An 18,329-nucleotide genomic window follows, 5' to 3' on the forward strand; every position below is an offset into this window, starting at 1 on the left:
CCAATTTTCCTCATTTTATGAAAAACCTTTTCTCTGCAATGCTACTGACTGGCCTCGCGGGCGCCGCTACCACCGCCCGGGCCCAGTCCACCGTTGAGTTCGGCCCGCGGCTTGGGCTAAACGTGTCGACCGTGAAGGAAAGCGGCACCCCCGACCCCGGCTCTGGATTCAGCCAGGAAACCAAGTCGATTGTGGGCGTGCAAGTAGGCGCCACCCTGAACGTGGGCATCAACGACAACTTCTCGTTCCAGCCGTCGCTGATTTACTCGCGCAAAGGCGCTGAATTCATCGGCAAGTCTGATTTCCCCTTCAACCCAGCCTACAAAACCAGCATCGAAGCCACGGCCACGCCCAAAATCGGCTACCTGGAACTGCCCCTGAACTTTGTGTACACCTTCGGCGGCCACGACGGCTTTCAGGTGTTTGCCGGGCCTTACGTGGCCATGGGCGTGAGCGGTGAGGGTTCGGCCAAGGCCACCATCAACACCAACGACCCCGACCTGCAGATGGCCTTGGGCGGCATGACCTCGTTTCCGGCCACCCTCAAAGTTGAATTCGGCGACAAGCAGAACGACAACGCCAATAACAACAACACCTCCACTAACCCCGGCACGCTCACGGCCACCATCACGGTGAAGCGCTTCGATGCCGGCCTCAACGCCGGCATTGGTTACCGCGTGGGGCCGTTTCAGGCACAGCTGGGCTACGGCCTGGGCCTCGTGAACTTTACCCCCAAGGACACCAACGGCAACGACACCGGCGCCAAGAGCTACAACCGCGTGTTTCAACTGTCAGCCAACTACTTCTTTGGCGGCAAATAATGGTTGAGAGTCATTGAGGCGCTGTCATCCCAAGCAAAGCGAAGGACCTGATTACGTTGAAACGAGAGCCGTTTTAACGTAATCAGGTCCTTCGCTTTGCTTGGGATGACAGACTAATAGGCTACTTAGGCGGCATTGGCGCTCTTCGTCACGCCGTTGCCCACGAGCACGGCTTCGGCTTGGGCCACGTGCCGCTGAATGTGCACCACCATAAACTCCAACTGGTCGGTGAGCCGAAACATGAGGAGCGGAAAAATGGCGTTCGGAATGCGGATGGCGTTGGCGTTTACCTGGCGGGCCAGCAGCACCAGGCGCAGCAGCTCGTCAATCTGGCGGCTGAATACCTCGGCCACCGTGCGCGGCAGCCGGGTGCCGGTGGGCGCGTAGCGCTGGGGCGACTCATACGTTTTGACGCTGACCGGCGCCCGCATGGCCTCAATAAACCGCCGGCCGATGTAGCCCGACTTAGCAAACGGCGCCGGCTTGGAGCCGCGGGCCTGCGCCTTGGCAATGCGGGCCGCAATGCTGGGCAGGTAATAGCCGCCCACAATGTTGAGGTGCTCCAGGCACTGGCCGGCGCTCCAGCGGCTGGGGCTGGGGCGGCGGTTGAGCTCCTCGGCGCTCAAAGGACGGAAACGCTGCTGCGCCACGACGCGCAACACCAGCAGGTCGTTGGTCAATTGGTCGAAGAAATCAGCGGTGGCGCGGACGGCAGCAGGCATGGGCGCAGGAACTAACGAGCCGTAAACATACAATTTAGCAATCGATTCAGACCACTGGCGGCCGCAATACCTCTGCCTTCGCTTAGGCAATTGGCCGGCACTAGGTATCTTGGCTGCATGGGAAAACACCGTTTCTTACTTCAGAGTGCCGTGGCGGCGCTATTGGCGGCCCCTGTGGCCGACGCCGTGGCCCAGGCCGTGCCCAACCCCGGCGAGCGGGTGGAGAGCCTTGTCACCTTCGGCGCGCAGTCGGACAAGCAGTGGGGCGATGATGATTTCAGCCAGACTTTCTTCTTTTTGGTGCCGGAAAACCAGCGCACTCCTGTCTACATCCGCGTGTGGGACCCCGACTGCGGGGGCAAGAACGACGACCTGAAAGGCCCCGCCAACACCACGACTTCGTTTAGCCTGTACGGTGGTGCGGGCACTTTCAGCGGCCCCCAGGCCCGCGAACCGCGCCCCACCAACCCCGTGCCGCCGGGCCGCCTGCTCAAAACCGTCACTTTCGGCGCCGATGCCAAGTACGACGGCAAGTGGTACACCTTTGGCCCTCTCAACCCGCTGGAGGGCGAAAAGGTAGACGAGTTCAAAGGGCACGTTTTCAAGCTGGTGGCGCGCGGCCTGAGCGGCAACGACGGCAACCTGTACCGCTACTTTTTTAGCACCAGCCCCACCGCCAACGTGTCGGTAGAAGGCGGTAATGCTTTCACTTACGAGTACTGCTTCCGCCTGCCGGCCACGGCCAGCAAAACCACCGTGCACCTCTACCCTTTCGTGAATGACAAGGTGGTGAGCATCAAGCAAAGCAACTACGACGTGGACAACGCCGCCACGCTCAACGTGTTCAGCATTGCCAAAAACGGCCAGCCCGGCGCCATGAGCGGCGACGGCGTTTGGACCAGTAGCACCCTGCCCATTGCCGACAAAGAGCACGGCCTCAGTCTCGATTTCCGCCTGACGTCGACCAAGCCCGCGCCCAACGACATGGTAATGTATGTGACCGACCAGTACGACACCGCCCTGCCCTTCTTCGCCATTCCGCTAGGAGGTCCCCCTCGCTATCAATACGATATCAAAGTGAAGGTGCATCGGTAGAGAGGGAGATGGCAAGAGGGGAAGAAGGTGAGGTTAAAAAATGGGAGGTGGGTGTTTTGCCTGTTAATACAAGCAGAACTCCTACCTCCCATTTTCCCATCTTCCCCTCTTCCCTTCTCCCTATTTCCCCCTCTCCCCTACTCGTCCTTTTCGCCGTCGCGGCCGGCGTTGCGGCGGGGCGAGCCGTGGTCGGCGTCGTTGGCATCGCCGGAGCGGTTTTCTTGCCGGGCCTCCTGGCCGTAGTTCTGGGCGCGGTCTTCGTGGCGCTGCTCGCCCTGGGCGGGCGAGCCGGTGCGGCTGCCGGGCTGGCTGTCGTCGTAGGCGTCGTTGTAGGAGCCGCCGCGCGAGCCAATGCCCTGGCTGGCGTCGCCTTTGTTAGCCTCGGGGTTTTGGGCGTAGCCGTTGCGGTCGTCGCCGGTGGCAAAATTGGGCGTTTCGCGGAGCTGCTCACGGCCCCGGTCGCCGTAGCCCTGGCTGCTGGCGGGGCGGTGGCCACCGATTTCGGGGTCGGCGGGCGCGGAACCAGCGGAGGGGGCCACCTGCTGCTTATCGGCTGGCGCGCCGGGCGTGGGCATGTAGTTTTCGGTTTGGTTGCGTTGGTCGGGCTGCACGGTGGCACCTGCTTGAGGCGCAGCGGTGGCGGTGCTCTGCCCCCGTAGCGAGGTGGTGCCGTAGTTGTCGGCGTAGCCGCTGTCGTTGCCCTGGGGCGAGCCGTTGTCGTTGGGCAGGGTTCGGCCCGCGCCAAAATTTTGGTTCACCGGAGTACCGGTTTCGAAGCCATATTGGGTGCGTGAGTCGGGCCGCTCGTCGCGGCCGTCGTAGGCGCGGTAGGCGTTGTCCTGCGGGCCGGGGGCGCCGGGGCCGCCGTAGTACCGGTCTTCGGCAGTGTTGTGGGGCTCGTAGTCGGCCAGTCGGTTTTGGTTGCCGAAACCGCCGTGGGTGGTGCCGCCCAAGTCCTGCGCGCCAAATTCGCCGCGGCTGGCGTCGCTGTCCTGGTTGTCGCGGCGGGCCTGGTCGTGGTAGCTGCCCTGGGTGCTGTTGCTGAAATTGCCGCCGTAGGCACCTTCCGGGGCTACGTCGGCCGGGTCGGCTTCTTTGTTTTCCTGCGTTTGGGGGTTGGCCTCGACGGCGCCCTTGCCCATGCTGGTTTCCGACGCGGCCAACGACTCGCTCGACGCCGGAGCGGCGGGGCTGCTCACGTCGGGCGTGGCCGTAGCACCACCTTGCTGCTGGGGCGGCCCGCCGGGCAACCCTACCCCGGCGCCCGGGGCGGTGTGCTGCGTGGCCGTGTTGCCCACCGGTCCGTCGATGCGGTTGCCGGCGATGTCGTTGGGCTCGGTGTTCAGGTTCAGTTGCTCGTTGTCCATGGGTGGCGCGGGGGCGGAAAGCGTGAGAAATAAACTCCTCGTCTATACGCGCCGGTTAGTTGGTTGTTTTCGGCGGTCCGGCGCCGGCTCGCATTTCGGGCGGCGCAGCTTTGGTTCATTACGCCCATTTTACCTTTGCCCGGCCTGAGCCTTGTCTCGGCACCGGCTTTTATTCCCGGTCATTCACTTTTATCCCTACGCACATGCTTACCGGCACCGTCAAATTCTTCAACGACACCAAAGGCTTCGGCTTCATCATTGCCGACGATAACCAGGAGGAAATCTTTGTTCACCAAACCGGCCTCATCCACGAAATTCAGGAGGGCGACCGGGTGCAGTTCGACATCAAAGCCGGCAAGAAAGGTCCCAACGCGGTGCAAGTCACGCGCATTCAATAGCGTAGGAGCAAGCCCAATTCCGGTCATGTTGAACACAGCCAACATGGCCTTTAAACACGCGTCGTCTTAGCTTCATCGGCCACCAAAAAGCCGGCCCCGCATTGCGCGGGGCCGGCTTTTTGGTTTGCTCTTTTAGGCCTTACTTCTTCTCTGTGTGCTTTTCCACGCGCACGCCCATGGCCATGAGGCCCGGCAGCTGGTCTTGGCGCATGTACTGCTCCAGCGTGAGCGTGTACTGGCCCGCCTTGGAGAAATGCCGCTTGGGCAGGGCCAGAAACTGGATGTCGTAGATGTCGCCGGTGCCGCTGCCTTTGGGCTCGCCGGTTTTGGGGTCCATCAGCAGCATCTGGTGCAGGCCGGGCTGGCCCACCGGGCCGCCGGGGCCGGTGAGGGTGTGCTTCACATAAAGGTTGTAATACCTATACACGGAGGCGTAGCGCACGTTGAAATGCACATCGTACACGGCTGTCGTGTCCTCAATAGTGAAGGAGAACGACGGCTTCTGCTGCACGTCCCAGGAGTTGTTGGCAAAGTCGATGTTCTGCTCGAACACCCGGTTGGGGTCGCAGGCCGAAAGTACGCAGAGCAGCACGGCCACCACGGCCGCCCGGAAAGCAAAACGCTGATTCATAAAGGGAGTTGGCATTCGAAAAAACAACACGGCCGCGGGCCTAAGCGCCGGCCGGCGCCGGAGCGGAGGTCGCACCGCCTTCGCCGGCCGGGCCCCGGCCACCGCGCCGGTTACGGCCACCGCGCCCCTCGCGGCGTTCGCCACTGCCTTCGCCACGCGGCTCGCTGCCTTCGCGGCGGGGCCGGGGCTCGCCGCCTTCGGCGTTGGGCCGACGGTTGCGGCCGCCTTCGGGGCGCGGGGTGGCGCCGGTGGGAGCGGCCCCGTCCTTGGCGTCGGCAGGGCGTTGCGAGTCGCTCCGGCCGCGGCCGCCGCGGCGGTTGAGCGGACGAGCGGCGGCGCCGCGGCGGCCACGCTGCTCGGGCGTATCGCCCAAAGCGGGCACGGGGTTATCGGGGTCGCCGGGGCCGGGGCTGGTCATTTGCTCGGGCGGGCGGGGGCCGCCGGGCGCGACACCAGCCGGGCGGCGGCCGTCGCGGCCCGGCCGGCCTTCGCGGCCTTCCCGGGGCGGGCGGCCTTCGCGCGGCTCACGGCCTTCGCGGGGCTGTTCTGTGCCAGCTTCTTGCGCAGCGCGGGGCTCCCGCTCGGGGCGGGGGGCACGGGGTTCGCGCGGCTCGCGGCCTTCGCGTGGCGCTTTGGCTTCGGCAGCTTCGCCGGAGCCAGCGGCTTCTTTGTCGCCTTTGCCTTTTTTGCGCTTGCTGCGCTTGCTGCTGGTCTTGATTTTGTCGTCGAGGCGGTCGAGCGAGCCCTCCACAATGGCCGACACTTCGGGTGCGGGGGCTTCTTCGCGCGGGGGCAGCAGGCTCTCGATGACTTCGCCGCGCTTGTTCATGTCCAGCAGCTCGCGCACGCGGGCCGTGTCCAGCATCACCCAGTTGTTGTCGCCCTTGAAGGCAAACCACATGCGGCGGCGGAAGATGTCCGTTTTCTGCAGAAAGGCCTCGCCCTTGCTGGTTTTGAGCGGGCGCTGCACCTGCGGGATGTCCTTCAGCGCGTCGAGGTAGGCGTCCAGCTCGTAGTTGAGGCAGCACTTGAGACGGCCGCACTGGCCGGCCAGCTTCTGGGGGTTGAGGCTGAGGTTCTGGTAGCGGGCGGCGGTAGTACTCACCGTTTTAAAGTCGGTGAGCCAGGTGGAGCAGCACAGCTCGCGCCCGCAGATGCCGAGGCCGCCGATGCGGCCGGCTTCCTGGCGCAGCGAAATCTGGCGCATCTCCACGCGCACCCGAAACTCGTCGGCCAGGCGGCGGATGAGCTCGCGGAAATCCACCCGGTCTTCGGCCGAGTAGTAGAACAGGGCGCGGGTGCGGTCGGCCTGGTACTCCACGTCGCTGAGCTTCATGCGCAGGCGCAGCTCGCTCACCACGGCGCGGGCCCGGAACATGGTGCCGGTTTCGAGGTCGCGCACGGCCTGCCACCGCTCTTCGTCGTCGGGGGTGGCAATGCGCAGGATGCTGCGGATTTCCTTCGAGTCGGTGGGCACTTTCTTTTTGCGCATCTGCAGGCGCACCAGTTCGCCTTTGAGCGACACGTGGCCGAGGTGCCAGCCCGAGCCGGCGGCGTCTACCACCACGGCGTCGCCCGTCACGAGGGGCAGGCGCTGGTCGTTGCGCATAAACTCTTTGCGGCCGCCCTTGAAGCGGACTTCGACAATGTCAAACCCGGCAAATGAGTCGGGCACCTCCACATCCTGGAGCCAATCAAACACATTGAGGCGGGTGCAGCCGGAGCTACAGCCCCCTTTGGAGCCGCAGCCGCCTACTTTGGTGGTGCCGCAGCCCCCACCGGTGGAACAAGTTGAACAAGCCATCTGGCTGAGAATATATAGTTGAGGGAAAACGGCGTCAGCGCCCGGTTTTCCACGAAAATTCGGTTACTAGCAAAGATACGCAATTAGTAGAGGGCGTTTTTGGCGGGCCATGTAGAAGGGGTAATTCGCTTGCGCAACACGCTTCGCGCCTTAAGCACTGCGGTGGGTACTCAACGTGTATAATTATTACAATAGTTTATTAAACTGGCACTTACAAAATTTTGTCATTTATTTCAATAAAAATCAATGATATGTGGGCCTATTACTTCAAATCGGCATTTTGGTTAAATTATTTTCAACCTTCACAATAATTGATGATGCAATTCGCAATTGCAGCTCTATATATTCGCCCATCCTTCACCAAACCTTCATACCACAAAAACCCTATGAACAAATTCAAACTTCTGCCCCTGATTGCGCTGGCCGGCGCGGCTCTATCCGCCACATCGTGCAGCAAAAAAGAAGAAGCGACCGTGGCTACCCCCGCAGCCGTTTCGCAAGAGGTCAAGGCCCAAATCCAAGCCCTGGGCTTTGGCACGCAAGACGTGAAAGCCGTGGACGGCGGCTACGTGGTGGAGGGCGACATGCTCCTCACCAATGAGCTGCTCGCCAGTGCCCCCGGCTACTCTACCCTGCGCGTGGGCGACGTGGAGCAGTACCGTACCACCAACCTGGTGGGCAACCTGCCGCGCGTCATCACCGTGAGCATCAGCAGCTCGTTCAACTCCTATTACGTGCAGGCCATCGATGAAGCCATCCGTCGCTACAACGCGGAAGGGTTGCGCATCACCTTCCGCCGGGTGTCTTCGGGGGCTGAAATGCCCGTGAAGTATTCGTCTAACCTCGGCCCGGGCGTGCTAGGCCAGTCGGGCGGCTTCCCCAGCGGCGGCAACCCTGCACCTGGCTTTACGCTGGTCCCCAACGTGATTAACAGCTCGAACGTGAACTACATCGCCACCATCATGGCGCACGAGATGGGCCACTGCGTGGGCATGCGCCACACCGATTACTACAACCGCGCCTATAGCTGCGGCGGCAGCGCCTCCAACGAAGGCGCCAGCACGGTGGGTGCCATCCTCATCCCCGGCACGCCCTCCACGGCCGAGCCGAACTCCTGGATGCTGGCTTGCGTGGGCAATGGCGTAAACCGGCCCTTCACCACCAACGACCGCACCGCTCTAAATTACATCTACTAGCTTCGGTTAGTAAGTGGCAAAAAGCCCCGGCTCGCATGAGCCGGGGCTTTTTGTTTGGCTTATTTTCCAGGAGGCGAGGCCCGTCTGTCATCCGAAGCATTCAGCGCATCAAGCGAAATGCTCCGGATGACAGCCTATTGCACCACCATTCTTATTACCTGAGTGGCCTGCCCTTGGGCCTGCATGCGCAACAGATACATTGCCGGACGCAGTCCACTGGTATCAAGCTCATTGATTTGGCCATCAATGCTCACCGTGCGCTGAATACGCCCCAATAAGTCGTAAATCTGCACCGTAACCGGGCCGGTTGTGTTGGCTACCAGGTAGAGCGGCTGGCCGGCCGTGACCGGGTTGGGGTAGGCCTGCACCTGGCCGGCCGTCAGCAGGAAGGCTTCCTCAACGTTGCTGTAGAATTGCTGGCCGGCTACATTATCGAGCCGCACACGGTAGTGGTAGCGGCCGGCGGCTGAAGGCTGGTCGGTGAAGGTGAACGTGGGGCTGCTGACCGGGCTGATGGTTTGTTCCGCCGCGAAGCTGCCATCGGGCCGCTGGCGCTCCAGCGTGGCCGACTGTAGGCGGTACACAGTGCCGAGCACCACATCAAAGCGAATGGTTTCATCGATTAGTTGCCGCGCCAGGAAGGAACGGAAATAACAGGCCGTGCCCTGCGTGGTGTAGTTGATGGTGGCGCCGGGCTGGCCCACGCGCCCGCCTACCACGGGCGCCACGGCGAAGTACAGCGCCGGAAGCTGCGCGCGGCTGAGCACCACGGCCGTATCAGTGGTTTGGAGCAGCGGCTCCAGGTACGCGGCGCCTAGCTGATACACCTGGTAGCGGGCCACGCCCGGGATGCGGGGCCACTGCAGCAAAGCCTCCTCGGCGCAGGCGTAGCCAACTTGCAGAGCCGGGGCGCGGGCAATGCTGAAAGTATCCGTCACGAACTCATTGCCGCCGCTCACCAGCCGCAGCTGGGCCAGGGTGGCGGTATCGGGCACGGCCCAGGTGGTTTTAGAGTCGCTCAGCGGCACCGCCGAACCTACCACACGCCAGCCGGCGCGGCCTACGGGGCGGTAATCGAGGCGGGCGGTGGCGCCGGCCGGGCCGCTCCACTGCCAGCGCAGGGTGGCGGGGCCGGGGCGCAAGTTGTCGGGCCGTACGGGCCGGGTCCAGGTGAGGCTTGGGGCACTGAACTCGTAGGCCAGGCTAAAGGCCTGTGGTCCCTGTGGCACGGCGTAGCCGCGCACATGCAACTCATAGACGCCGGCAGCAGGCAGCGTGAGGGTAATTTGCTCGGCGTTGTTGCGGTGGTCGGGACGGCGGCGGGCGGGGCGGGCCAGCGAGTCGGCGTTGGGGTAGGCGCTGAGTGTCCAGGGCAGCCAGCGCTGGCCGGTGCCCACGGCCACCAGCTCCAGGTCAAGGTCGTTGACGAGGGCCGTAGCGGCGTTGGCGGCCGCAGCGGGGTCGCTCCACACAAGCGTCGCCTTTAGCTGCTGCTGGCCGGCAGGCACAGTGAAACGGAATACCTGGTCGGTGCCCTGGGTGGCGTTGCCGCCAAAGAACTGGCCGGCGCGCATCGCATTCACTGCTCTCAGCGCATCGAGCTGGCCGAAGCCGCTGGCGTAGTCAACCTCCGCTGCGCCCAAGTCGTCGGCACTGTTCAGGAGAACGGCTTTCACGAGGGCGGCGGGCGGCAGGGCACCGGCGTGCTGGTCGCGGTACTGCTGCTGCAGCAGTATGCTGGTGCCCGACACCAGTGCGGCGGCCTCGGAGGAGCCGCCTTCGCCGTAGGCCACCAGCTCGGGCTTGAGGCGGCCGTCGTAGGCCGGGCCGCGCGAGCTCAGGGTGGCCACCTGCCCGCTGGGGTCGGTGGCCCCCACAGTCAGGGTGTTCTTCGACATTTTGAACTGCCCGCTAAGGTTGGCATACCCCGCCAGGCCCTGATAGGGGCCGCTGGGGCTGGCCGAAGTGCCCACGTTGCCTGATGAAAACACGTGCAATAGCTCGGTCAGCTGCCGGGTTTGCTGGTCGTAAGCCTGTGCTTCGAGGCCGTAATAATTCTCAATACCCACCCCATAGGAATGGTTTTGCACCGAAATACCGGCTTGGGTGAGCTGAGCCGCATCATCGGGCAGCAGGCGGGCGAAATCAGACGTAGCCAGCCGCACAGCGCGGGCCGCGCCCCGGCCCAGCACATCGGAATTGCCGGCCCCGCCGAGCAGGGTGGCCATGGCCGTGGCGTGGTCGGAAGCAGGCTTGGCAAACGCGGCCGGATTTACAGCGCGGCCTTTCAAGTCAATATCCTCGGGGTCGAAAGCACCTTCCTTTACCGATGCCGTGAGGCCCTGCCCGGTGAGGCCGGGAAAACGAGCGTGCACCGCCGAAATGGCATTCACCGCAATATCAGAGTTGCTGAGGCGGCGCTCCTCGTGAGCGCGACGGTCGGCCACGTCCACAAATTCTACACCCGGGGCAGCGGCCAGCTGCGCCGCCGTGAGGCCGCTCACCGTGAGCGTGCGGCCGTCAGCATTGGCTGGCCCGACCTCCGCGGCGGGCTGGTGCTGCCGCGCCCAGTGGCGGAAGGCCGCGCCGTCGGCTACCCGCACACGCAGGAGGCGCGGCGCATTGGCCATGGCTTGCAAGCCGGGGGCGAGCTTGCTGACGGGTGCGAGGCGGGCGGGCGGGGCCTGTGCCCATAGTAACTGAGGCAGCAACAGCAGCGCAAGCAGCCGAGACGAATGGCGTTTCGCGTTGGTGCTTGGGAAAGGCCGCATAGGCGAAAGGGTGATTGTAGAGTAGTGGAAAGGATGCTTGCCAAATATACTGATGCCCGGTGGAGGCGAGGAGCCTGGCAGAAGCCATGGTCTATTCACTCTACGAAATGCGGCCCTAGCCCTATTTAATTAAGCGAATAGTTGGTCCGTCCGTGACGTATAGGCCGCCGCTGGCGTCTACCACAATCCCGAAGGGCCCGACAAAACGCGCCGCTGGCCCGGGACCATCCTCCTGGCCGGCACGCAGCACGCTACCGGCTAGCGTGGACACTTCGCCAGTGGGCGAGATTTTGCGGATGGTAGCATTGAGGTGGTCGGCCACATACACATTGCCGATGGCGTCTACTGCCACGCCGGTGGGAAACAGGAATCGGGCGGTGGATTGGGGGCCGTCGGTGCCCCCGTGGCGGCCGGCCTGGCCCGCCAGTGTGCTAACCGTGCCATCTGGCGCAATTTTGCGAATGGTGTGGTTGCCGTTGTCGGCCACGTAGAGGTTGCCCGCGCCATCAAGCGCCAGGCCAGCCGGGTGGTAGAACCGGGCGGCAGTTCCCACTCCATCGGCGCTGCCCTTGTGCCCGCTGGCCCCCGCCAGCGTGGTGACGCTGCCCTCGGGCGTGATTTTGCGGATGGTGTGGTTTTCGGTATCAGCCACAAACACGGTGCCGTTAGCATCCACCGCCACCCCGTGGGGGCGGCGAAACGCGGCCGCTGGGCCACGGCCATCAACGCTTCCTTTGCGGCTGGGCGTACCGGCTATGGTAGTAACGACCCCGGTGGGCGAAACCCGCCGGATGGTATGGTTGTCGGCATCGGTCACGTAGAGGGCGCCGTCGGCAGCCAGCGCAAGGCCTACGGGGTGGAAAAAGCGGGCAGCCAATGCGGCCCCATCGGCACTGCCTTTGCTGCCGGTAGCCCCTGCCAGCGTGCTCACGGTGCCTGTTGGCGCGATTTTGCGAATGGTTTGATTTTCCTCGTCGACCACGTACAGGGTTCCATCGGCAGCTATTGCCAGCCCCATGGGATAAGCAAACCGTGCTTTGGTACCCACCGCATCAACGCTGCATTTTTCGGCCGCGCCGGCCAGCGTGCTTACCTCAGCCCGCGAAGTGTAGGGAGCTTCCTTGCCGGGAACGAACAGAATGACCTGGGCTTTAGCCCTCACAACTAGCTGCAGAAGCAGTAGCATTGCACACCAGTGCTTCCAGCAAAGCCTCATGAAGATGAAAAGTAAGCGTTAGCCAAAAGTATTCTTTCCAACGCAAAACGCCCCGACCAAACCGGCCGGGGCGTTTCTTAGGTTTTTAAAGCTACTCGCGGGCCTACGCGCCCGGCTTCAGCACCACTTTGGTGCAGTTGTCTTTTTTGTGACGGAAGATGTCGTAGCCGTGCGGGGCCTGCGAGAGCGGCAGGCGGTGCGAGATGATGTCATCCAAGCGCACGTCGCCATCTGACACGTGCTTCAGCAGGCGGTCGATGTGCTTGTGGGCCGGAGCCTGGCCGGCCTGGATGATGATGCCTTTGTCAAAAATCTGGTGGATGGGGAAGTTGTCGTAGGGCGAGGAATACACGCCCAGGATGGACACAAACCCGCCCCGGCGCACAGCGCTGAAGCAGGCTAGCATCACCTTGTCGGAACCTTTCTCGATGTTAATGACGGCCTTGGCGCGGTCGGCCAGGTTGCGGTCGGGCTCGAAGCCCACGGCCTCTACCACTACATCGGCGCCATAGCCGCGGGTTTTGCTGCGGATTTCATCCACCACCTGGTCGTGGCTTTCCCAGAGGATGCCTTCGGCGCGGGCAGCTTTGGCAGCCAAGTTGAGGCGGTACTGCTGGGTGTCCACAATCATGACGCGCGAAGCACCGCGCAGCCAGGCCGATTTCGCAGCCATGATGCCCACCGGGCCCGAGCCGAAGATGGCCACCGTTTCGCCGCCCTTCACGTTGGCCCAGTCGATGCCGGAATAGCCCGTCGGGAAGATGTCGGTGAGGAACAGCACCTGCTCGTCGGTCAGGTTATCGGGCACTTTACGCGGGCCGTAGTCAGCGTAGGGTACGCGGGCGTACTCGGCCTGGCCACCGTCGTAGCCGCCGTAGAGGTCGGTGTAGCCGAAGAGGGCGCCGCCTTTTTCGGTCATCAGGCCGCCTTCAGGGCCGTAGTGCTCGGGGTTGGAGTTTTCGCAGTGGCCGGGCAGGTCGTGGTTGCAAAACAAGCAGTGGCCGCAGGCAATGGGAAACGGTACCACCACCCGGTCGCCGCGCTTCAGGTTTTTTACGCCCTTGCCCACTTCCTCCACAATGCCCATGAACTCGTGGCCGAGCGTCATGGGCCGGGGCTGCGGAATGCTGCCGTTGTAGATGTGCAGGTCGGAACCACAAATGGCCGTGCTGGTCACGCGGATGATGGCGTCGCGCGAGTCCTGGATTTCGGGGTCGTCAACGTTGTCGACCCGCACGTCGCGGGCACCGTGAATGCGTAGAGCTTTCATGAAAAAGGGGTTGGAAGTGGAAAGGAATAACTTCCATTCCTAACGGCCCCGCTTTCTCAGGGGTTACCGTTACTTTCCATCAATATGAGTCAATCTCAGCATTATCCCGCCCTATTGCAGCTGATACACAGCCACACCGGCCGCCGTGAAAATGTAGCCGTAGGTTTCGCCCACCAGCACCTGCCGCACGGCCGCAGGGTCGAGGCCGGCGGGCAGTGGCACGCGGCGCTCGGTCAGATTGTAGAGATGGAAAAAATGTAGTGCACCGGCGTCGAGGTAATACAGTTCATCTCCCCGAAAGCCAATAAAGCTCAGCCCGGTGAAAGGCAGCTTTTTCTTGTAGTTGCCGAGGTTGTCGAACACATAGATGCCCGTGCTGCGGTCCACCAGATAGATGTTGTTCTGGTACTGGCGCAGGAAGCGAAAGTCGGGTCGGGAGCGGCCAATCAGCAAATCGAGCGGCGTATTCTGCACCATGCGCAGGGCGTTGGGGTCGAAGGCGCGCAATACGAGGTTGCTTTCATCGAGCAGCCAGATGCGGTTGTCGGGCGCCAGCGTGGCCGCCCGAATGGTGCCGTCCACGTAGTCGGCCAGCCGCACCTCACCAATGAGCGCCAGGAACCTATCAAGCAGAATGAGCTGCTGCCGGTCGTCGTTGAATACCAGCGTGGTGGTCACATTCCAAGCCTCTACCTGGGCCACGTGGCCGGGCTGGGTGGGCGCGTAGGTGTTCAGCGGCAGGCCCTCCGGGCCGTACTGGCGCAGGTTGTTGTCGGCATCGGCCACGTACAGCGCCCCGCGCCGGTCCAGCGAGGCCGCGCCGGGGTTGGGCAGCTTAATGTCGCGCAGCAGCTTCCAGGGCGCGGCCGTAGGGGCCGGGCCGGAGTCAAGCGGTGGCGCGGGGGCCGGCGTTACCGGCGACACAACTTGCTGAGAGGCCGGGGCCGTGGAGGCAGCCGAGGGGACAGTAACCTGGGCGTGAGCTAAGTTCACAGTCAAGAACCAAGAACCAATAGCCAAGAAGGCGCGGCACCTAAACTGCCCACCGTTACTGCTCAAAATGCCGCAAAGCCAGCTCGTTGCCATCATACACGCCATAGCTGCAATAATTGACCCATTCGCCTAGGTTGATGTAGCGGCTACCGGGCCCCACTTCTACGTCGAGCGGCAGGTGGCGGTGGCCAAACACGTAATAGTCGTGGTGAGAACGGGTTTCGACTTCGCGGCAGTATTGCAGCAGCCATTCTTCGTCGCCAAAATACTTGGTGTCGTCCTTGCCGGCCTGCATGCGGCTGCGGCGGCTCCAGCGGTTGGCCATGCCGATGCCGAAGTTGGGATGTAGCCGTGCAAACAGCCACTGCGCAATGCTCGACGTAAACACCTGCTTCAGGGCCTTGTAGCTGTAATCCTTAGGGCCCAACCCATCGCCGTGCCCGATGTGGAACAGCTGGTTGCCGATGCGCTGCGACACTTCGCGCCGCAGCACCGGAATACCCATTTCCTGCGTGAAGTAGCCGAACATCCACATGTCGTGGTTGCCGGTGAAGATGGTGATGGGCATGCCCGCGTCCGTCAGCTCGGCCAGCTTGCCCTGCAGCCGGATGAAGCCGCGCGGCACGGCGTGCTTATACTCAAACCAAAAGTCAAACAAGTCGCCCAGCAGGTAGATGGCCGCCGCGTCCTGCGCCACCTCGTCCAGCCAGCGCACGATGCGCCGCTCCCTTGCCAGTGAAGCCGCCGCGTTAGGCGCGCCGAGGTGGAAGTCGGAGGCGAAGTACACCTTCTTGCCGGGCGGCAACGCAAGGTCGGGCAGGGTATGGGGTTGCTTCATTCGGTTTAATCAGGTCTAAAGAACGTCATGCCGAGCGCAGCCGAGGCATCTCGCGTGTGGCAGTAATTAGTTTCCCGAGGCGAGATGCCTCGGCTGCGCTCGGCATGACATTCTCTTACGTTCTCTCTAACGGCTACTCCTCTTCCAGCAAAAACAGCGCAATGCGGCGCGGGCCGTGCGCACCCAGCACCAAGGTCTTCTCAATGTCGGCCGTGCGGCTGGGGCCGGTGGTCAGCGACACCATCGACGGCAGTTGGGCGCCGTAGCGGCGTTGCATCAGTTGCAGCGCATCGCCAATTTCGGCCACCACTTGGCTGGGCCGGGCCAGCACCAGGTGCTGGTCGGGGTAAATGCTCAACCGGCGCCCGCTGGCCGTGGCGGCCGACACCAGCACGCTGCCCGCGCGCGCCACCAACGCTTCGCAGGAAGTCAGGCTCAAGTCGGCTTGCTCAATAAATTCCATTTCATCGGCCCGAAACGCCACGCCGGCTTCGGCCAGCAGTGCCTGCATGGCTGGCTCCCACACGTAGGGCGCGCCCACCTGCTGCCGTTGCCGAAAACCCGCCAGTTGCGCCGCCAGGTGCGCCAGCGACTCGCAATAGTAAAACTCCCCACCTACCCGCTGGAAGCTTTCGGCAAAGGCCACCACCGGGTCGGGGTCGTTCAACGGTGGGTGCACAGGCGTAGTGAAGTCGGGCCGGGGCGGCAGCGCCGCTGGCCCCGCCGCTAGGCCTTGGCGGATGCGGGCCAATACAGCATCGCGGGATGATTCGGACATAAGACAAAAGTACCGGTGGGGGAAATAAAAAAGCCAGCCCTACGCAAGGACTGGCTTTTCTTCTCAAATCAAACAGGCTCGACTACCCCGCCACGGCGCTGCCGCTGGCGGCGGGCGCCTCGTTGCTGCGGTTGTCATCGATGCCCGGCAGCTTCAACTCAGGTAGGTCGTTGAGCAGGCCACCAGCAGCGTGCTCACCCTTAATCTCACTGGCAGTTTCGCTGCGGTCGGTGCCTAGCATGTGGGCCTGGTAAGTGGTTTGCGACTCGAAGGGACGCTTGCCCACCAAGCGCTCCAGGTCGTCCTGCAGCAGCACCTCTTTCTCCAACAGCTCCTTGGCCACCACTTCCAACTCGTGTCGACGCTCGGTCAGCAGTTCCTTGGTGCGGATGTAGGCCTGCTCGATAATGTTGCGGATTTCCTCGTCGATGATTTGAGCCGTGGCTTCCGAATAAGGCTTCGAGAAGCCGTACTCGTTCTGCCCCTTCGAATCATAGTAGGAGATATTGCCCAGCTTGCTGTTCATGCCATAGATGGCCACCATCGACTGCGCCGTTTTGGTGATGCGCTCCAGGTCGCTCAGCGCACCGGTCGAAATCTTGCCGAACACCAGTTCCTCGGCGGCACGGCCGCCCAGCGTCATGCACATCTCGTCGGTCATCTGCTCCACGTTGTAGAGGAACTGCTCCTTGGGCAGGTACTGCGCGTAGCCCAGCGCGGCCACGCCGCGGGGCACGATGCTCACCTTCACCAGCGGGTCGGCGTGCTCCAAGAACCAGCCCGCAATAGCGTGGCCGGCCTCGTGGTAGGCCACAATTTTCTTTTCCTCGGGGCTGATGATTTTGTTCTTCTTCTCCAAACCACCAATCACACGGTCGATGGCATCAGTGAAGTCCTGGTTGGTGATGAACTTCTTATCGCGGCGGGCGGCAATGAGGGCGGCCTCGTTGCAGACGTTGGCAATTTCGGCGCCGGCAAAGCCCGGCGTCTGGGCCGAAAGACGCTTGGCATCCACATCGGGGCCCAGCGTGAGCGGCTTGAGGTGCACCTGGAAAATCTGGGTGCGGCCGTTGATGTCAGGCGTATCGATGCTGATTTGGCGGTCGAAACGGCCGGGGCGCAGCAGGGCCGAGTCCAGCGTATCGGGGCGGTTGGTGGCAGCGAGGATGATGACGCCCGAATCGGTGCCAAAACCATCCATTTCCACCAGCAGCGAGTTCAGGGTGTTCTCGCGCTCGTCGTTGCCACCGGGCACCGAGCCGCGCGAACGGCTGCGGCCCACCGCATCAATCTCGTCGATGAAGATGATGCAGGGTGCTTTGGCCTTGGCTTGCTTAAACAAGTCGCGCACACGGGCTGCACCCACACCTACGAACATCTCCACAAAGTCGGAGCCCGACAGGGAGAAGAACGGCACGTCGGCCTCGCCGGCTACGGCTTTGGCCAGCAGGGTCTTGCCGGTGCCGGGAGGGCCCACCAGCAGCGCGCCCTTCGGAATCTTACCGCCGAGGATGGTGAACTTGCTGGGGTTCTTGAGGAACTCCACAATCTCCTGCACTTCCTCCTTGGCCTCTTCGAGGCCGGCCACGTCTTTGAAGGTAACCTTCACCTTATCGCCGCCCTCAAACAAAGCAGCTTTGCTCTTGCCAATGTTGAAAATCTGGCCGCCGGGGCCGCCGGCGCTGCCCATGCGGCGCATCAGGAACCAGAAGCCGAAAATCATCAACAGGATGAAGCCACCGTTCCAGAAGTATTCGGTCGGGTTCGAGCGGGTATCGATGTTGAGCGGCAAGCGCTGAGTGGGCGGCAAGTTGGCCTGCAGCTTGTCCAGGTTTTCCTGAAACAGCTTGGCATCGACAATGGGAAAGAAGTACTGGGCGCCCGTGCCGGCTGCGGCAAACGGCGTGCGGCGCGTAAGCTCCTGACGGTGCTCTGGCTTGGCCAACGCTTCGGGCTTGAGGGTCACCTCCACCACTTTTTCGTTGACGATGGTGATGTCCTTCACCTCGCCGGCGGCCAACATGGTTTCGAACCGCTGCTGGTTGATTTTGGCCGGCGCGTTCAGGCTGCTCATCACATATACCCCGAACACGAACACCAGCAAGCCGGCCAGTACCCACAGCTGCAACCCTGGGCGCGGGTTGGGCGCCGGGGTCAGGGGCTTCTTTTTCTTGCTGTTATTGGGATTTTTATCCGACATGAAAATAGCTAATTAGAATCAGGTTTTACTACGAACCTAACATCGCCTCAGAAGCAAATGTTCGGCCAGGCAGAAGACGCGGCGGCCGGCTTTTTATTTTGGCTGGCAACGTTTTTTATCGTTTGTCATCCTCATCTGGCGTCCGCGCAGCGAAGGACCTTATCACGTGCGAACGAATAATGTTCTTACCTGATAAGGTCCTTCGCTGCGCGGACGCCAGATGAGGATG

General features: G+C 62.7%; 15 protein-coding genes. 4 read left to right on the forward strand and 11 right to left on the reverse strand.

Features of this window, described 5'->3' with window-relative positions; all coding sequences use genetic code 11:
- The first annotated feature begins 17 nt into the window (after positions 1–17).
- Positions 18–821 (forward strand): porin family protein, encoded by an 804-nt coding sequence (locus I2I01_RS13180; protein WP_196286946.1) that lies wholly within the window; start codon positions 18–20, stop codon positions 819–821.
- A gap of 125 nt (positions 822–946) precedes the next feature.
- On the opposite strand, the gene I2I01_RS13185 is transcribed toward I2I01_RS13180, so the two are convergent.
- A complete protein-coding gene (locus tag I2I01_RS13185) occupies positions 947–1,543 on the reverse strand; it encodes a DinB family protein (RefSeq protein ID WP_196286947.1) in 597 nt (198 codons plus the stop codon).
- A gap of 117 nt (positions 1,544–1,660) precedes the next feature.
- Between I2I01_RS13185 and I2I01_RS13190 the strand changes: the two genes are divergently transcribed.
- Entirely contained in the window at positions 1,661–2,638 is a 978-nt protein-coding gene (locus I2I01_RS13190; protein WP_196286948.1) for a hypothetical protein, read from the forward strand.
- A gap of 137 nt (positions 2,639–2,775) precedes the next feature.
- Here I2I01_RS13190 and I2I01_RS13195 read toward each other — a convergent pair whose 3' ends face one another.
- Complete coding sequence (locus I2I01_RS13195) at positions 2,776–4,005, reverse strand: hypothetical protein (protein WP_196286949.1); 1,230 nt, start codon at positions 4,003–4,005, stop codon at positions 2,776–2,778.
- Positions 4,006–4,208: 203 nt separating this feature from the next.
- Here I2I01_RS13195 and I2I01_RS13200 point away from each other — a divergent pair, with 203 nt between their 5' ends.
- On the forward strand, positions 4,209–4,403 hold the full coding sequence (locus tag I2I01_RS13200) for a cold-shock protein (RefSeq protein ID WP_196286950.1): 195 nt from the start codon (positions 4,209–4,211) through the stop codon (positions 4,401–4,403).
- Positions 4,404–4,542: 139 nt separating this feature from the next.
- Here the strand turns inward: I2I01_RS13200 and I2I01_RS13205 are convergent, their stop codons facing one another.
- Positions 4,543–5,034: a gliding motility lipoprotein GldH gene (locus I2I01_RS13205; protein WP_196286951.1), complete on the reverse strand. Its 492-nt coding sequence runs from the start codon at positions 5,032–5,034 to the stop codon at positions 4,543–4,545.
- A 40-nt stretch (positions 5,035–5,074) separates the two neighbouring features.
- Complete coding sequence (gene ricT / locus I2I01_RS13210; RefSeq protein WP_196286952.1) at positions 5,075–6,838, reverse strand: regulatory iron-sulfur-containing complex subunit RicT; 1,764 nt, start codon at positions 6,836–6,838, stop codon at positions 5,075–5,077.
- A gap of 386 nt (positions 6,839–7,224) precedes the next feature.
- Here ricT and I2I01_RS13215 point away from each other — a divergent pair, with 386 nt between their 5' ends.
- A complete protein-coding gene (locus tag I2I01_RS13215; RefSeq protein ID WP_196286953.1) occupies positions 7,225–8,034 on the forward strand; it encodes a M57 family metalloprotease in 810 nt (269 codons plus the stop codon).
- Between the two features lie 134 nt (positions 8,035–8,168).
- Here the strand turns inward: I2I01_RS13215 and I2I01_RS13220 are convergent, their stop codons facing one another.
- The 7 genes from I2I01_RS13220 to ftsH form a co-directional block, all read right to left on the reverse strand.
- A complete protein-coding gene (locus tag I2I01_RS13220) occupies positions 8,169–10,745 on the reverse strand; it encodes a S8 family serine peptidase (RefSeq protein WP_196286954.1) in 2,577 nt (858 codons plus the stop codon).
- Between the two features lie 181 nt (positions 10,746–10,926).
- Entirely contained in the window at positions 10,927–11,967 is a 1,041-nt protein-coding gene (locus I2I01_RS13225; RefSeq protein WP_196286955.1) for an NHL repeat-containing protein, read from the reverse strand.
- 157 nt (positions 11,968–12,124) lie between these two features.
- Positions 12,125–13,291 (reverse strand): zinc-dependent alcohol dehydrogenase, encoded by a 1,167-nt coding sequence (locus I2I01_RS13230; RefSeq protein WP_196286956.1) that lies wholly within the window; start codon positions 13,289–13,291, stop codon positions 12,125–12,127.
- Positions 13,292–13,402: 111 nt separating this feature from the next.
- A complete protein-coding gene (locus tag I2I01_RS13235; RefSeq protein WP_196286957.1) occupies positions 13,403–14,284 on the reverse strand; it encodes a hypothetical protein in 882 nt (293 codons plus the stop codon).
- Positions 14,285–14,339: 55 nt separating this feature from the next.
- Positions 14,340–15,122, reverse strand: coding sequence for a UDP-2,3-diacylglucosamine diphosphatase (locus I2I01_RS13240; protein WP_196286958.1), 783 nt, complete (start codon positions 15,120–15,122; stop codon positions 14,340–14,342).
- Positions 15,123–15,255: 133 nt separating this feature from the next.
- Positions 15,256–15,900 (reverse strand): LutC/YkgG family protein, encoded by a 645-nt coding sequence (locus I2I01_RS13245; RefSeq protein ID WP_196286959.1) that lies wholly within the window; start codon positions 15,898–15,900, stop codon positions 15,256–15,258.
- An 82-nt stretch (positions 15,901–15,982) separates the two neighbouring features.
- Positions 15,983–18,100 carry an ATP-dependent zinc metalloprotease FtsH gene (ftsH, locus tag I2I01_RS13250; RefSeq protein WP_196286960.1) on the reverse strand — a complete coding sequence of 706 codons (2,118 nt, stop codon included), beginning with the start codon at positions 18,098–18,100 and terminating at the stop codon, positions 15,983–15,985.
- Positions 18,101–18,329 lie beyond the last annotated feature (229 nt).

This window comes from Hymenobacter properus (assembly GCF_015694735.1).
Lineage (GTDB): Bacteria > Bacteroidota > Bacteroidia > Cytophagales > Hymenobacteraceae > Hymenobacter > Hymenobacter properus.

Excerpts from the sequence above, each read along its gene's own strand:
- I2I01_RS13180 (WP_196286946.1), top strand. The coding sequence starts at position 18 with ATGAAAAACCTTTTCTCTGCAATGCTACTGACTGGCCTCGCGGGCGCC.
- I2I01_RS13185 (WP_196286947.1), bottom strand. The coding sequence starts at position 1,543 with ATGCCTGCTGCCGTCCGCGCCACCGCTGATTTCTTCGACCAATTGACC.
- I2I01_RS13190 (WP_196286948.1), top strand. The coding sequence starts at position 1,661 with ATGGGAAAACACCGTTTCTTACTTCAGAGTGCCGTGGCGGCGCTATTG.
- I2I01_RS13195 (WP_196286949.1), bottom strand. The coding sequence starts at position 4,005 with ATGGACAACGAGCAACTGAACCTGAACACCGAGCCCAACGACATCGCC.
- I2I01_RS13200 (WP_196286950.1), top strand. The coding sequence starts at position 4,209 with ATGCTTACCGGCACCGTCAAATTCTTCAACGACACCAAAGGCTTCGGC.
- I2I01_RS13205 (WP_196286951.1), bottom strand. The coding sequence starts at position 5,034 with ATGAATCAGCGTTTTGCTTTCCGGGCGGCCGTGGTGGCCGTGCTGCTC.
- ricT (WP_196286952.1), bottom strand. The coding sequence starts at position 6,838 with ATGGCTTGTTCAACTTGTTCCACCGGTGGGGGCTGCGGCACCACCAAA.
- I2I01_RS13215 (WP_196286953.1), top strand. The coding sequence starts at position 7,225 with ATGAACAAATTCAAACTTCTGCCCCTGATTGCGCTGGCCGGCGCGGCT.
- I2I01_RS13230 (WP_196286956.1), bottom strand. The coding sequence starts at position 13,291 with ATGAAAGCTCTACGCATTCACGGTGCCCGCGACGTGCGGGTCGACAAC.
- I2I01_RS13240 (WP_196286958.1), bottom strand. The coding sequence starts at position 15,122 with ATGAAGCAACCCCATACCCTGCCCGACCTTGCGTTGCCGCCCGGCAAG.
- I2I01_RS13245 (WP_196286959.1), bottom strand. The coding sequence starts at position 15,900 with ATGTCCGAATCATCCCGCGATGCTGTATTGGCCCGCATCCGCCAAGGC.
- ftsH (WP_196286960.1), bottom strand. The coding sequence starts at position 18,100 with ATGTCGGATAAAAATCCCAATAACAGCAAGAAAAAGAAGCCCCTGACC.